Origin of the sequence: Allosphingosinicella deserti (assembly GCF_003012735.1) — a bacterium.
GTDB lineage: Bacteria > Pseudomonadota > Alphaproteobacteria > Sphingomonadales > Sphingomonadaceae > Allosphingosinicella > Allosphingosinicella deserti.
Genome location: NZ_PXYI01000002.1, coordinates 476,879 through 492,354, shown reverse-complemented (window position 1 = coordinate 492,354; position 15,476 = coordinate 476,879). Strand labels below are relative to the sequence as shown.

Genomic DNA, 15,476 nt, shown 5'->3' with positions numbered 1-15,476 from the left:
TTGGATGGACGCCACCGACCGCAAGATCCTCGCCATCCTTCAGCAGGATTCGTCACTTCCGGTCGCCGAAATCGCGGCGCGGGTGAACCTGTCGCAGACTCCGTGCTGGCGCCGGATCCAGCGGCTGGAGGAAGCCGGCGTGATCCAGCGCCGGGTGGCTTTGGTCGACCCTGATACGATCGGCCTCGGCCTCACCGTGTTCGTCGAGATCGAGACCGGCGATCACAGCGCCGAATGGCTGGAGCGCTTCGCCGGCGCGGTCGAGGCGATGCCGGAGGTGATGGAAGTCTACCGGATGGCCGGCGACGTCGATTACCTGCTGCGGATCGCGGTCGCCAACATGGCGGCCTACGACCATTTCTACCGCCGCCTGGTCGCGCTGCTGCCGCTCAAGAACGTCACCAGCCGCTTCGCGATGGAACGGGTCAAGTTCACCACCGCCTACCCGCTCGGCGAGGCGGAGAAGGGGTGACGCCAGGCGCCGATCGCCCGCGCAGATCCTGGTCGCACCGCGGCAATCTGCGTAAAATACGCTGAAAATACGCAAATTCGCCTCCTTGTCCTCGGGCCGGCGGGCACCGCGCCGCCCCCTCCCCCGCTGCAGCGGATCGCCCCCACACATGCACCGGAAGAACGCCCCCCCCCCCGCAAACCGCCCTTCCTGACCCGCGAAGAGCCGCCGGCAATCCGGCGCTTCGAGACGCGGGCGTCCAGGCGCGATACGGTCGTGAGTTTCTTCTCCCGGTTGCAACGATCTTCCCTGTTGCAGCGATCTCTCGTGTCCCAGCGACTTCCCGTTCTTGCGACTTTCCGGTCTTGCGACCTTCCGTTTTTGCGACGCCACTGGTGGCGCGTAGCGCGCTCCAGCGTGCATCCGGCTTGACTTTGCAGCGCCAATGTTCTATGTTTGTTCTGCTCATTTGTCAACCTGGAGGTCCACCATGGCGACCGGCATCGATGGCATCGGCAAGCCGCGCGGCAGGCCGTTTCCGCCGGGCAATCCCGGCCGTCCCAAGGGCGCGCGCAACCGGGCGACCCTGGCGCTGGAAGCGACGTTCGAAGGGGCGCGGGAGCGACTGACCGACACGCTGATCGCCCGCGCGCTCGACGGCGACATGACGGCGATGCGCCTCTGCCTCGCCCGCATCGCGCCGCCGCCGCGGGACGTGCCGATCGCCCTGGATCTGGATTCGGTGCGCGATGCCCGCGAGACGCTCGAGGCATCGAGCGCGGTGATCACCGCGATGGCAGAAGGCGAGGTCACCCCGATGGAGGCGTCACGGGCGATGACCGTGCTCGTCAAGCACAAGACGATCGTGGAATGCGAATTGCTGGAACGGAGGATGACCGCCCTCGAGGAACATCTGAAGACGCTGGACCGGACCTGAGCGCGGGCCGGCCGGATGGGTCATGCCGAGCAGGCTGACGGCGGCCGCCACCGGGATGATCGCGCACCGGCCGCCGGAGACCGCAAGCGGTGCTCAGGACCGACATCCGTGTTCGTCGTCCCCGTCTTTCGGTTCCCAATCCTCGAAGTCACCGAGCCACCCCATGGCATGATCCTCGACGATCGGATCGCCGTGGCTCGCCCACGGTCCAGCGACGCTGAAGACTGAAAGACTGCCGGATGTGCGGGGCGGATCGACTATGGCGCAGCGCGGGCGTGGGGATAGGGAGCAGTGGGGATAGGGAGCAAAGGCGCGCAATTGTGCGGCGCGGATCGCGCTGCGAATGAGGGTGCGGGTCAATCCGTGAGCCATGGCTTGGCATCGCGTCCGCGGGTGGTGGCGGCAAGGCCGGAATGGCCCGGCGCGGTCTGGCGATTTTCAGTATCGAACGCGTGAATAGCTGCCGTTCGCAGGCGCAAATCCGTGCGGTGGCTCTCGACCAGTCCGGTCCTTCGCCGGTACCGGCGTGAACGTCGGCTTGCGACAAACTTGGTCATTCGTCAGCGAAGGTCAGCTTCCGCGCACAAACCTGACGTTGGTGCTCGCAGGCGCCTTGCGCGCCGGCTACAGCGTGGATCGACCCAAGGCTGACATAGACCAGGACCTCACCGCGCTCAAAGGCGGGCCTCGTTCGGGCTCCACTTCTTGGTTCAAGCCGCCTGATCAAGGTGCAAATACAGCTCACTGAAGCCCGCTACATCCCGTAAACGCTGCCAGTCCGGAATGGACACTGACCGGCCACTGCGAACGATGACGCCAGCGGCATCAAGCGCTTTCAAGGTGCGGTTCACGTGAACCGGAGTTAGGCCGGTGCAGTCGGCGAGTTGTTCCTGCGTCATCGGCAAAGTGTAGCCATGCTCGTCGCCGAGACCTGCCAACGCCAAGCGTTTGGCAAACTCACAAAGGAGGTGTGCGACCCGCTCTTTTGAATCGCGACGGCCAACGTTCAGGATCCACTCGCGGAAGATAGAGCCATCGATAAGTGTATCGACCCACAGGGCGCGGGCAATCCGGGGATGCGTGTCGATGAGGGTCCTCACCGCCTTGCGCGGAATGGCCGCGACTTCGCAGACGGTAAGCGCCTGCAGGTTGTGATCTGACACATTGAGCAGGGAGCCTTCAAGGTCAACAAAGTCGCCCGGTATATGGACACTAAGAATCTGCCGACCCCCGCCCTGGGTTAGTTTCTGCCGATACGTGAAGCCGTTGAGAATGAGGGTGCAATCTTCGGACGGCGTCCCCTCACGAACGAGGTAGCTACTAGGTGCGAAGACCTTTGTCTTGAACGGTAGCGATATGAGCGCCTCACGATCCGCTTCGTCGAGGGGTGCCCGCCGGGCGAGCTTGCGAACCATACGATCGAAAACGGGCTGATTAATCATGGCAGAAGCTCCCGAGGTCAGGATGGCGCGGGAGCATGTGGGGGACTCTCAGGTGCCAAAGCGCGTAGCTCGGTTGGCAATGAACTCCCCTACCATCTCTTATAAGTCATTGATATAACGAATGATGGTGCGAAGAATGCTTCATCTCCGCCTCTGGTCGCGAATGAGGCCCAGCCGCCAATTGCACAACCTGCATCAATATGCCCGGAACCAGGGGGCCCTGTGTGGCTTACACCCTCATGCCCCTGTTTTTTTTCAACGTTTTCAACGATGCAGTCACCATGGATGATGAAGGCGCCGAGTTGGTCGATGCTCAGGCTGCCCGTGCACATGCCGTAAAGAACGCCCGCAGCCTTGCAGCTGAATGCGTTCTCCATGGTTATTTCATAGCTTCAAATCGGATCGAGATCGAGGACGAGAACCGTGTAGTGGTCGACACCGTGCGGTTTGATGAGGCTGTTGATCTGAGACCCTGACCTGCGCGCGCGGCCGCATTCTGAATGTCGCACGGAGGCGTGTCGGCGTTCTGCATCCCTGCGCCGCTGTCCCTGGCTTGGTCAGCACCAGCGCGATCTTGATTGCAGACGAGCTTCCTACGCGTGCCGCGGAGCCGGGTAGGAACGTACGCAAGGGCTTGGCTGTCGGCCATCGGCTGAATGTCCGCTTCTGCGGTGATCCCGAGCCGATCGAAACGTCGTGAAGCGACCCGATTCGTTGTTGCCGCTACGATCGGTAGCTGAGATGGCAAAGGTCGGCTTACTGGCGGCAGGCTGACCAAGTTCTACTCGTGCACCAAGTCGTGTGAGACAGGTTGAACGTGGGAAGGCCGGCTCGCGTGAGGCTTCAATCGCCGACGCGCGGATCTTCGCACCCCTCGAATCAATTCTAATGACGCGACTAGGAGGAGTGGGCGCTCCGACACGTTTATCGGAGCGCCCCTTCCAACGGCGTCAGATGGCTGAAGTCACCTTCGACCGGGATGCGTTATGGCCCCCTGCGCGATAGAGGATCTCCTGCACGGCCTCCGCGCTGATGCCTGCATCTCTCGTGTCGACGGAAACAAATACCCCGCCGTCATTGATGCGTCCCTCGTAGTAGGTAGCGTCTTCGTCGCTCACGCCATGTTTCTTGAGAAGTCCGCTCAGGCCGCCGGCAAGGGCGCCAACTCCTGCACCGATCGCAGCTGCTTCGGGGACGGCCGATGCAGCGATCGCGCCAGCAGCCGCCAGAGGACCAACTCCTGGGATCGCGAGCGCAGCGATGCCGAGGAGTGCACCGACACCTCCGCCAGCGAGAGCGCCCTTGAGAAGGCCTTCACCCTTCTCCTTCACCTCATGCGTGTTCGCTCCACCGTAGTCGCCAGATGCTCCTTCATGACGGGCAATTACCGAAAGTGCACTGTCGCGTACGCCGGCGGCCCGCAATTCAGTAACTGCCCGTTCGGCCTCGGCCTGGGTATCGAAGACGACGGAAATGAGGTGGTTCATATAAGCTCCATACTGAGTGATCGGGCCTAGACCCGGCACAAAGAACGTATACGACCCGGGGCCGTTCCTATTCATCGCCGGGGCAGGAGATGTGGGAGCGTTGAGGCGCCGGAAGACCCACTAAGCCGCCTGCCAATCTTCGCCGCCGTTGCGACAAGAGCGGAATGTCGCTTTTCCAACCGATTCAGCTGTTGCCGGCGCGATCGCACGCCGCGGCGGCGAACGTCCGGTTTCGCGCGATAGGCCGACGTTCGTGCCTCGACGGGCTTGCCCGCGCCCTACACCCGCCATCGCAGACATCGGTTCGTCGTTGCCGCACGCAGGATGAGTTCCCGCAGCACCTCGAGTTCACGGCTTCGAAAGGAGGATGTGCAACACTGCGCATCGATCAGGTGTCGCCCTGGTCTGCTTATTCCGGCGGAAGGTTAGACGACATGAAGATTCGGACTTGGGTGGCGATGATCGCGTGCTTGATCGGTGCGCAGCAGACTCCAGTACAGGGCAATCCGGGGCAGCCTGGCTCGAGCGATCCTCATATCCTCGCTCAAGCTTACGATCGGTGCATGGCAACGCAGGGGGTCCGCTTAACGAGGACGAGCATGAGCGATGAGGCCATATTCGTGCAGGCGCTCGAATCATGCTCGGACCTTCACGGACGGCTGTCCGCAGCGCTCAAGGATCAGCTGTCGCCCCGACAGGCAGCCGACGCCTTCCGCACCATGACGGCGCAGGCGAAGCCGAGGTTCATGTCCATGTTGGCGCAAATACGGACCGATCGAGCCAGTCTTCGGAGCACGGAGGAAGGCTCGTCCGCCCCGCTCGGCCAAAGCAGCCTCGATCCGGCCAATCCGGCGCATTGCGAGATCGCTTTCAGCCTGCTGGTGTCAATGACGGAGATCGCTTCGCCCGCGCATTGTGCCCGAAGCCCGGCGGCTGCTTGCCGCGACAAAAGTGCAAGCGGCGCGAATGCGACCCGAAGATGCGGTCGCGGCACGAAAGGCCGCGTGGCCGCTGCTGAAGGATAAGCTGCTGAAGGATCAGAGTGCGATTGCCAGCTTCGCCCAGGCGTGCACGAAGGTGGAAGGTCGCTGAGCATCCGCTCCGGCCGCCCAGCTTATGGTGCGTCAATTGTTCGAACAGCCCGTCCTGACACGCGAATGTCGTGTTTCCACCCTCCCCGGCTGTTCGGATCGCGAATTCACGCCGGCGACGGCTACGTCCGGTTTCACCAAGCAGGCAGACGATCGCGCCATCGCGCGCGGGATCAAGGCGCTACAGCGCGGATCGACCATTGCGGGCCTTGAGAGCAGGTGCGACGATGCCGCAGGATGGGCACCGCTTACATCATTCTGACGCACACGCCGCTCTACGTTTGGGTCCTTCTTGTGCTCCTGCTTTTCCTCGGCGCTCGTCGACTGAAGGAAAGGCGCACGCATCTGGCCCTCGCGGCGCTAGCGCCAGCGAGTTTTTTTGTTTGGAGTGTGGCCACCGCAGCGTTGTTGTTCTTCGGCGGGGACAAGGCAGCAGCGAGTATCGCCTGGCCCTTGGCCTTTTTAGGTGGCGCACTGAGCGGGCCCATCCGCACGGTCCCGCGGCCGTCGCATGTGCACGGCTGGGTTTTCCACTATGCAGCCACGAGACTGCCGCTCACGGTCTACTTGCTGCTGTGGTCGACCCGGTACGGCTTGGGCATATGGGCAGGGTTCGTGCCTGCGATGGCAGGCACTCTTGGCCTGGTGGCCCTCGCGCTGTCGGCCTTCACCGCTGGAAGAACGTTCGCCGACTTCCTCCCGCTACTCCTCATTGCCCTCCGCGCTCAGAAAAAAGGTATGTTCGCCAACTAGCTTGCGCAGGGAGATGTCCGCTCTCCACCCGATTCAGCTGTTCCGGCTGGCAGCCAGCTCCGGCGCGGGCTACATCCGCTCTCGCCCGCGAGGTTGACGATCGCGCCGCCAACATGAGGACCAGTGCGCTACAGCGCGGATCGGGTCAGCGGCGCACGCGAGCGCATCCATCACGTGCTCCAAAGCCGACATTCGCTAGACCGGCACGCAAGGTCCGCTCATATCCCCCGAAGCAGTCATTCGCAGGGGCGCACCGCGAAAGACCGCTTCGGGGTAGAAAAAAGGTCGTTCGTCGCCACCGTCGTTGACGGCAGGAATGGCCCAGAGGCAGCCGTGCGGTCCGCTTCGGGGACATGCCCGTTCTTTGGACATTGCCCGTTCCGGGGACCTAATGTTTAACTCGCGCGCGCTTTGGCTGATGGCGATCCAGACCAAGATCGTCTCAGGCTGAATCAGCCTGAGCCCTTTCCTTGTCCATCCCGAACAGAAGAAGGAAAGTCCTTCGACGCGCTCAGGGCGAACGGAGCGTGGGCGAAGAAGGAAGTCCTTGGACGGGCTCAGGACGAACGGGCCTTTCCTGGGCACAGATCCTCCGGGATCGCCGGCCAGCGTGTGGGGCTGGCCGGTGATCCCATGGTCGGGCGCCCCGGCGTCGCATCACAGCCGCGGATCGACCGGTTCGGTTTCCATCGCCAGCACCCCGAACACCGCCTGATGGACGCGGGTCAGCGGCGCGTGTTCGACGAACAGGTGCAGGGCTTCGAGGCCGAGCGCGAATTCGCGTAGCGCCATCGAGCGCTTGTGGCCGAGGCCGCGCTTCTTCAGGCGTTCGAGGTTCTCCGGGCGATCATAATGCGGACCGTAGATGATCCGCAGATATTCGCGCCCGCGGCATTTGATCGCGGGCTGGAGCAGCCCCTTGGCACCGCGCGCGACGAAATCGAGCGGCTTCACCACCATGCCCTCGCCGCCGGCCGCGGTCATCGCCTCCCACCAGGCGATCGCGTCGGCGACCTCCGCCGGATCGTCGAGGTCGATGCGGCGAAACTTCGTAGCCAGCAGCAGCGCCGGATCCGCCTCGGCCAGGCGGTGCACCGCCGCCATGTGCCAGAGATGATCCTTGCCGTCGTGGACGGCCCCTTCGCTGGCGAGCAGATGGAAGGGCGCGATGCGCAAATCCTCGATCCCGCCGAACGGCGCGACATAGCGATTGTAGGCGGCGCGATAGCGGGTCGCGTCGGCGAGGCTGGCCGCAGCCGAGGCGGCAAGATCGTCGATCGGGACGCCGCGCGCCTGGGCGGCGGCGAGGGCCTCGGACAAGGCGCCGAGCCCCGCGACCGCCGCCGCGCCGACCGCCGCATATTGCCCGCGCACGAGCGCGCCGGCTTTCATGCTCCACGGCAGGATCTCCGCGTCCCACAGCACCCAGTCGGTCGCGAGTTCGGACCACAGGCCGGAGCTCTCCATCGCCAGATCGATCCGGTGCATCGCCGCCGCTTCGAGGGCGGAGTCGTTGAAGAAGCGGCGGCCGGTGCGGGTGACGATGACGCCGCGGGCGCCATCGTGCACGCCGAAGCGCCTGGCGGCGACTTCCTGCGTCCGCGCCAGCAGCACGAGGCCGCGCGAGCCCATATGCTTTTCCTCGGCAACGAGGATCTTCGCGCCCTTGCTGCCGTAATAAGCGAAGGCTTCCTCGGGGCGCTCCAGCCAGCCCTCCTGCGCACTGGTCTCCGCCGGCGACATGGTCGGCGGCAGATGGATCAGCCAGCGCGGATCGACCGCATAGCGGCTCATCACCTCGAGCGCCGCGGCTGCATTGTCCTCGCGCACGGTGACGTGGTGATAATGCCGCGTTTCGATCACCTGCTTGCCGAGCACGTCGGCGAGATCGAGCTGGTGCGGCGCCATGCCGGTGTCCGCGGCCGGCGCGGCCAGCGGACGGACCGGCTCGTAATAGGTTCGCCGGGCCGGCACATCGACCAGTTCGAGCTCCGGATAGCGCAAGGCCGTCAGCTTGCCGCCGAACACGCAGCCGGTGTCGATGCACAAGGTGCCGTTGACCCAGTTCGCCTCGACGACCGGCGTGTGGCCGTAGACGACCTTGGCCCTGCCCTTATAGTCGGCCGCCCAATCCCAGCGCACCGGCAGGCCGAACGAGTCGATCTCGCCGGTGGTCTCGCCATACATGCAGAAGCTGCGCACCGCGCCGGAGGCGCGTCCCTGCATCTCCTCCTTCAGGCCGGCATGGGCGACGACCAGTCTGCCGCCGTCCAGCACATAATGGCTGATCAGGCCATCGAGCCAGGTGCGCATCTCCGCCGCGAATTCGGGCGGCTCCTGCGCGAACTGTTCGATCGTCTCGGCGAGGCCATGGCTCGGCTTGACGTTGCGGCCGTCGAGGTGGCGCTTCAATTTGTCGTCATGGTTGCCGACGACGGCCATGGCGGTGCCGCTGTCGACCATGTGCTTGGCGATGCGCAGCGCGTCGGGCGAGCGCGGCCCGCGATCGACCAGATCGCCGACGAAGATCGCGCGGCGTCCCTCGGGCGGCGTGACCGTCACCGCCTTGCCGTTCCAGCGGACCTGGTAGCCGAGCCTGTCGAGCAACGTCTCGAGCTCGTCGGCGCAGCCATGGACGTCGCCGATGATGTCGAACGGCCCCACCTCCTCACGGCGATCGTTCCAGAGCCGGGTGCGCACGATCTCGACCGCGTCGACCTCCTCGACCGAGCGCAGGCGATGGACGTAGCGTATGCCCTCCCGGTTCATGCCGCCGAGCGAGCGCTTGAGCGCCTGCATGTGGCGGCGCACCGGCCCGGCCCCGAACTGACGATCCGGCCGCTGTGCGTTGCGCTCGACCGCGACCGCTTCGGGCAGGTCGAAGACAATGGCAACGGCGAGCGCGTGCCATTTCTTGGCGAGCGCGATCAGCCCCTTGCGCGATTCCGGCTGGACGTTGGTCGCGTCGACGACGGTGAAGCGCCGCCCCTTCAGCCGCTTTTCGACCACGGTGCGGAGCAGATCGAATGCCTCGACGGTGGCGCTCTGATCATTCTCGTCGTCCGCGACCCAGCCGCGCATGCGGTCCGACGAGACCACTTCGGTGGGCAGGAAGTGCCTGGCGGCGAAGCTCGATTTGCCGGTGCCCGACGCGCCGACCAGCAGCACCAGAGCGAATTCGGGAATCTCGATCTTCATGCCGCCACCTTCACGTCCTCGGCGCGGGTGAACAGCGCCAGCTGGGTCGGGCAGCCGTGAACCGGATCCTCCGCCCCGATCCCCTCGAAGCGGACGCCATAGCCATGCGCCAAGCCGACGCTTTCCGCCCAATGGCGGAATTCGGCGCGGGTCCATTCGAAGCGGTGGTCGGGATGGCGCAGCGCGTCCGGCGCCATGTTCTCGAACAGCGCATTGTAGTCGCGATTGGGCGTGGTGACGATCACCGCGCCGGGGCGGGCATGGCCGAAGATCGCCGCCTCGAAGGCGGGCAGGCGCTCCGCTTCCATATGCTCGATCACCTCGACGACCGCGGCGGCGTCGAAGCCCTTCAGCCGGTCGTCGCGATAGACGAGCGAGCCCTGCAGCAATTCGATGCGCTTGCGCTTGATGTCCGGCATGTGATCGAGCTTCAGGCGGTCGCCGGCGCCGGCGAGCACCCGCGGCGCGACCTCGACGCCGGTGATCCGGCCGAGGCCGGGCAGCTTCAGCAGTTCGCGCAGCAGGCGGCCTTCGCCGCAGCCGAGATCGAGCACGCTCATCGCGCCCAATTCGCGGATCAGGGCGACGACGCGGTCCATGCGCTGGTCGTTGAGCCGGATCGGCTTTTCGATCACCTCCTCGGCCGCATCGCGCCGGGCATGTTCCTCCGCCTCTTCCGCCGCGACGCTCTCGTCGAGCTGGGACCTGGCCTTGCGCACGAGCCCGCCGAGGCCGCGCAGATAGCGGCGGACGATCAGCTCGCGCGCCGGGTGGGTCTCGAGCCAGCCCGCGCCCTTGCGCAGCAATTTCTCGACCTCGGCCTCGCCGACATAATAATGTTTGTCATTGTCGAGGACGGGCACGAGCACGAACAGGTGCGTCAGCAAGGCGGCGAGCCGCACCCGGCCGCGCAGCGTCAGCGCGACATAGGGGCTGTCGCCCCATTCGGGATGCGCCGGATCGAGCGGGATCGGCTCTGCCTGCACGGCATAGCCGAGCGGCTCGAACAGGCTGGCGAGCAGATCGGCGGCCCCGCGCGCGGGCAGCGGCGTGATCCTTGCCTCCAGCGGGATCGGCTGCTCCGCGAGGTCCTGCCGGTGCCTGGATCGGCCGCCCATCGCAGTGCCCAGCAAACGGGCCAGCGCCACCGACAGCAAAGACGAGGCGGCATAGGGCCGATCGTTGACATATTGGTCCTCGATCCGCCCCTTGCCCCGGACGAGCTCGACCGGATCCACGGAAAGCGTGATCGCCGCGGTGCAGCGTTCCTCGGTCGCCTCGGGATAGAAGAGCGTCGCCGTGCCGAAGCTGAGCTCGACCGAATGGACATTGTCCGGATGCTTCATCAGCAGGAAGCCGAGATCGGTGGCGGGACGGTGGGTGGTGGTGATGGTCAGGAGCATATCAGGTCCGGATATGAAAAAGCCCCATCGAGAGGCTCGACGGGGCTGCGGTCATGGTCGGCGCGCGGGACGGTTCGACTATGGCGCAGCGCGGGCATGGGGATAGGGCGCGAAGGCGCGCAACGTCGCGGCGCGGATCGCGCTGCGGAAGGGGCTGCGGGTCGGTGCCTGGGCCATGGCTTAGCATCGCGTGCGTGGGGGGTGGCGTCAAGGGCGGGAATTGGGTGGGAGCAGAGTGACTGCTTTATGGCCATAGGTCTGCAAACCGGACCGGTCACACTACGACCAGGTAGACGAACACATCGCAAGGGCGGCGAATCTCGTCGGAGCAGGTCCAAATGGCTCATGAGCTAGGGTAACCGGGAAGGCTAAGAGCTCACCATGTTGAACATACTACCTCAGATTGCAGGTGGCACTATGTTGAGATATGGTCCGGCTCCGGAGGGGTTATGCGCATCGAGTTTGTTGAAATTGCCAACTTCAGAAAGCTGATCTCAACGAGAATTGGCCTCTCTGCTGACAAGACCGTTTTTGTGGGCGCGAACAATAGCGGAAAGACGTCAGCGATTACCGCCTTGCGATACTTTCTCGTTGATCGGGAACGCACAAGTTTTTGCTTCAATGACTTTACGCTGTCCTATTGGCCGGGTATCGACGCAATGGGATCAGCCTGGGAGGCAGCGCACGTCGCTCAACAACCGTTGCCGGAATCGGAATGGGACGCATTCCTTCCGTCTCTTGACGTTTGGATGCACGTTGAAGAGAACGAAGTGCACTACGTTCAAGGTATCTTGCCGACGTTAGATTGGGCGGGTGGCCGCCTAGGGGTTCGTGTCAGGTACGAACCAAAGGATCAAGAACAACTCCAGAAGGATTACCTGACGGCGCGCTCCGATGCCCGTGATCTGCAAACGGCGGGCGCCGCGCTTGCGCAGGAGAAAGGCCAGGAGGCGGCAAAGTTTCAAGTCGCGATCTGGCCGCAAACGCTGGTCGAGTTTCTGCAACGTCGCGTCACGCGCTACTTTACGATCAAAACTTACGTGCTGGACCCGGCCGCCTGTGTCGATCCGCAGCATGGGCGGGCCCAACCTCAAGCGCTAAACGGAAGCGAGCCGATCGATGGCGATCCGTTTAAGGGGCTGATCCGGATTGACGAGATCAGTGCGCAGCGTGGCTTCGGGCATGCCGGCGAAAGCAACATGGACGACGGTGAAGCGTCTGGATCGGCATCAACGTCTCGAAAACTCTCATCTCAGCTTCGCCAATACTACAAGAGCCACCTTGATCCATATGAGAGTCCGGATGCCAGAGATCTTCTCGCGCTCAAGGCGATAGAGGAAGCCCAAGAGGCTTTCAACGTTCGCCTCAGCGACGGCTTTGAAAGCCCCCTCAAGGAAATGCATACGCTCGGCTACCCGGGCGTCACAGATCCCAAACTCAACATTTCGACACGGCTGAGGCCCGTTGAGGGACTCAACCACGACGCAGCGGTGCAATTTGTCGTGCCGATCCGGGCGGCCGGAGCCCCGATAAATCTGTATCTGCCGGAAGATTCCAACGGGCTTGGTTATCAGAACCTCATTTCCATGGTGTTCCGCCTGATGGCGTTTCGCGACAGCTGGATGAGGGTTGGAAAGGCCAAAAATAGGACTTCCGATGAGGCAATTATTCCGCCATTGCACCTTGTTCTCATTGAAGAGCCCGAAGTTCATTTGCATACGCAGGTGCAGCAGGTATTTATCCGGCAAGCTCATAAGATTCTTCGTAACCACGGCCACTTAGGGGCAGGTTCTGACTTCGTGACACAAATGGTGGTGAGCACCCATTCCAGCCACATCGCCCATGAATGCAACTTCGATTCTCTGCGCTACTTTCGCCGATTACCAGCCAGTGAGCATGCCATCCCAACATCGTGCGTGGTGAACGTTGGCCAAGCTTTCGGCGACGAGCAGGAAACCAAGCGGTTTGTGACCCGCTACTTGAAAGTGACCCACTGCGATCTCTTCTTCGCCGACGCCGCTGTGCTGATCGAAGGACCAGCCGAGCGTATTCTCGTTCCTCATTTCGTGAACTCGCACGCAGAGTTTGACAAACTTGCGGAGAGCTACATCACCTGGCTCGAAATCGGAGGAAGCCATGCCCACAAGCTGCGCAGTCTCATCGAGAAGATCGGGCTGACGACACTCGTCGTGACCGACATAGATTCTCAGGACGCGGCGGGCTCCAGTGCGGTGCCGGTGCGCGGAGCGAACTACACTACGCGTAACCACACGCTGAAAACTTGGTGGCCTGAGATTGCGGATCTGGATGCGCTGCTAGACAAGTCCGAGGCCGAGAAGTCGAAGGCTTATGACGCCGAAAAGTTCATGCTTCGCGTCGCTTATCAATGTCCGATCGAGATCGATTTCAAAGGTACAAAGACCGAGGCATTGGCATATACGCTGGAAGACGCGATCGTAGTCTCGAACATTGAGCTATTCGCCACTCTCCCGGGCGGCGGCCTCATTGCAAAGTTCCGGTCAGACATAGATAATAGCGTCAATTTTTCGGCACTTAGTGCTGCCATGAAAGAAACGTTAAAGGGCGGCGGCAAAGCCGAGTTCGCGCTTGACCTGCTTGAAATGGACAATCCCAGCGATCTGAAGCCGCCCAAATATATCCGCGAAGGCTTGTTGTGGCTGGCAGAGCAACTTTCCCGTAAACAGACAGAGTTGGGGCTGGTCACGTCGGCCCCAGTGAAAGATTATACAGAGGCTGCGGCTGAGGCTGGTTCTGGCGACCAGGTCGCCGCGTGAACGTCGACAACGCTCCACCCCAATCGAACGTAACGCTCGACGATGACGTCGAAGCTGAGATCGCTTCGTATCTCGACCTTGAAAATCCCTCAAGCTTCTTCCTGTTTGCCGGGGCTGGCGCCGGAAAGACCCGGTCACTCGTGAATGCACTTCGGCACATTGCTACAAAATACCGGGATACACTTCGCCTACGGGCGAGGCATGTTGCGGTTATAACCTATACCAACGCCGCCTGCGAAGAGATCACGCGTCGGTTAGAATATGATCCACTATTCGTCGTCCAAACCATCCATAGTTTTGCGTGGTCGCAAATACAGGGGTTTAGTTCCGACATACGGGAATGGCTGCGCTCAAATCTGCAAACAGAAATCGCCGATTTGACGGCCGAGGAGGCGAAAGGACGAGCCGGTACGAAGGCATCCGCAGCGCGGCTGGCGTCGATTGAATCAAAACAGCGTCGTCTGGGGCGCCTCGATGAGATCAAGGCATTCACCTATAATCCTAGCAGCGAGAACCGCGAGCGCAACGCTCTTAATCACAGCGAAGTTATTAAAATTTTTGCGACTTTCCTGCTTGAGAAATCTCTGATGCAGCGCATGTTTGTCGAAAGGTATCCCTTCCTGCTTATTGACGAGAGTCAGGACACGAATAAGACTCTCATCGACGCGTTCCTCACGGTTCAACAGGCGCATGCACGCCGTTTCTGCTTGGGCCTAATCGGCGACACGATGCAGCGCATCTATCTGGATGGCAAAGAGAACATCGAAAGAGCGTTGCCGCGGGGTTGGGAAACACCCAAAAAGGTACTGAACCATCGCAGCCCACGACGTATCGTGCGTCTGATCAACGCCATTCGCTCGGGCGCAGACGAGCAGCTTCAGGAGCCCCGCGACGACGCGAGTGAAGGATGGGCGCGGCTGTTCGCGTTCCCCGTCGACACCCCGGATAAGCCTGCAGTTGAGGATGGTGTTCGCGCCTACATGGCGGATCTCACCGGCGATGCGAGTTGGATCGATCGCGACCAATGTAAAATCCTCACGCTGGAGCACCACATGGCCGCCAAGCGGATGGGGTTTGAGCAACTGTTCGACGCCATTGCGCCGATCGAGGCATTTCGCACGGCCTTCCTCGATGGCAGTTTCGCGCCTACGCGCTTTTTCACGCATAGCGTCCTTCCGCTGGTTGCCGCCACTCAGCGCGGCGACAAGTTCTTGGCGACCAAGCTCGTCCGTGAAGCGTCGCCGCTGTTGCGCAAGGACGTGTTGAAGGGCTCAGAAAAGCCGCTGGATCAGTTGCGCATAGCGCAGGCGGCGATCGACAGTCTGATGTCGCTGTGGGCGAACGGTGATCCGACATGCGGTGCCGTTCTGAAAAATGTTGCGAGTACCGATCTTTTCGTTGTGCCCGACAGCCTCAAAGCCGCCCTGGCAGCCTTGAGCACTGAGGCAGTCGGTACCGAAAGCGACGAGGAGGCTGATCCGGTTGGCGAGAGTGTGGCCGCCCTATTGACCCTTCTGGATTGCCCGTTCTCGATGATTGCGGCCTACGCCTCATACGTGGCACGCGAAGCGTCCTTTGACACGCACCAAGGGGTCAAAGGCCTCGAGTTCGACCGTGTGATGGTTCTCATGGATGATGGCGACTCTCGCGGCTTTCTCTTCGGTTACGACAAGCTGCTTGGAGCCAAAGCACCGAGCGCGAGCGATTTGAAGAATGCGGAGGAGGGCAAAGATTCCTCACTCGATCGCACCCGACGACTGTTTTACGTCACCTGTAGTCGGGCAAAATCTAGCTTGGCGCTCGTCGCTTACTCGACCGATCCAGGCGCGATGAAAACGCATGTGATCCAGTCAGGCCTTTTTGACGAGGATGAGGTGCACCTTGGCCTGCCGGCATAGGACCAAAGCACATCGTGCGAC

11 protein-coding genes are annotated in these 15,476 nt (G+C 62.4%); 7 read left to right on the top strand and 4 right to left on the bottom strand.

Annotated features, from left to right (window positions below; genetic code table 11):
• The first annotated feature begins 4 nt into the window (after nt 1-4).
• Both C7I55_RS06605 and C7I55_RS06600 read left to right on the top strand, forming a co-directional pair.
• A complete protein-coding gene (locus C7I55_RS06605) occupies nt 5-472 on the top strand; it encodes an Lrp/AsnC family transcriptional regulator (protein ID WP_106512091.1) in 468 nt (155 codons plus the stop codon).
• A 469-nt stretch (nt 473-941) separates the two neighbouring features.
• Complete coding sequence (locus C7I55_RS06600) at nt 942-1,388, top strand: hypothetical protein (protein ID WP_233222082.1); 447 nt, start codon at nt 942-944, stop codon at nt 1,386-1,388.
• A gap of 710 nt (nt 1,389-2,098) precedes the next feature.
• On the opposite strand, the gene C7I55_RS06595 is transcribed toward C7I55_RS06600, so the two are convergent.
• Entirely contained in the window at nt 2,099-2,830 is a 732-nt protein-coding gene (locus C7I55_RS06595) for a Crp/Fnr family transcriptional regulator (RefSeq protein ID WP_106512090.1), read from the bottom strand.
• Nucleotides 2,831-3,054: 224 nt separating this feature from the next.
• Here C7I55_RS06595 and C7I55_RS06590 point away from each other — a divergent pair, with 224 nt between their 5' ends.
• Nucleotides 3,055-3,306 (top strand): DUF6894 family protein, encoded by a 252-nt coding sequence (locus tag C7I55_RS06590; RefSeq protein ID WP_146150945.1) that lies wholly within the window; start codon nt 3,055-3,057, stop codon nt 3,304-3,306.
• Nucleotides 3,307-3,780: 474 nt separating this feature from the next.
• On the opposite strand, the gene C7I55_RS27705 is transcribed toward C7I55_RS06590, so the two are convergent.
• The gene (locus tag C7I55_RS27705; RefSeq protein ID WP_146150944.1) at nt 3,781-4,317 is read right to left on the bottom strand and encodes a hypothetical protein; all 537 of its coding nucleotides are present in this window, start codon (nt 4,315-4,317) and stop codon (nt 3,781-3,783) included.
• 599 nt (nt 4,318-4,916) lie between these two features.
• On the opposite strand from C7I55_RS27705, the gene C7I55_RS06580 reads away from it, so the two are divergent.
• Together C7I55_RS06580 and C7I55_RS06575 are read left to right on the top strand one after the other, a co-directional pair.
• Entirely contained in the window at nt 4,917-5,342 is a 426-nt protein-coding gene (locus C7I55_RS06580) for a hypothetical protein (protein ID WP_106512087.1), read from the top strand.
• A 303-nt stretch (nt 5,343-5,645) separates the two neighbouring features.
• On the top strand, nt 5,646-6,161 hold the full coding sequence (locus C7I55_RS06575) for a hypothetical protein (RefSeq protein ID WP_106512086.1): 516 nt from the start codon (nt 5,646-5,648) through the stop codon (nt 6,159-6,161).
• A 657-nt stretch (nt 6,162-6,818) separates the two neighbouring features.
• Here C7I55_RS06575 and C7I55_RS06570 read toward each other — a convergent pair.
• Both C7I55_RS06570 and C7I55_RS06565 read right to left on the bottom strand, forming a co-directional pair.
• The gene (locus C7I55_RS06570) at nt 6,819-9,359 is read right to left on the bottom strand and encodes a polynucleotide kinase-phosphatase (RefSeq protein ID WP_106512085.1); all 2,541 of its coding nucleotides are present in this window, start codon (nt 9,357-9,359) and stop codon (nt 6,819-6,821) included.
• Nucleotides 9,356-10,762: a 3' terminal RNA ribose 2'-O-methyltransferase Hen1 gene (locus C7I55_RS06565; RefSeq protein ID WP_106512084.1), complete on the bottom strand. Its 1,407-nt coding sequence runs from the start codon at nt 10,760-10,762 to the stop codon at nt 9,356-9,358. Before C7I55_RS06565 ends, C7I55_RS06570 begins: the two co-directional genes overlap by 4 nt.
• Before the next feature lie 449 nt (nt 10,763-11,211).
• Here C7I55_RS06565 and C7I55_RS06560 point away from each other — a divergent pair, with 449 nt between their 5' ends.
• The gene (locus C7I55_RS06560; RefSeq protein WP_106512083.1) at nt 11,212-13,557 is read left to right on the top strand and encodes an AAA family ATPase; all 2,346 of its coding nucleotides are present in this window, start codon (nt 11,212-11,214) and stop codon (nt 13,555-13,557) included.
• Complete coding sequence (locus C7I55_RS06555; protein ID WP_106512082.1) at nt 13,554-15,455, top strand: UvrD-helicase domain-containing protein; 1,902 nt, start codon at nt 13,554-13,556, stop codon at nt 15,453-15,455. The genes C7I55_RS06560 and C7I55_RS06555 overlap by 4 nt, the downstream gene beginning before the upstream one ends.
• The last annotated feature ends 21 nt before the right edge of the window (nt 15,456-15,476 follow it).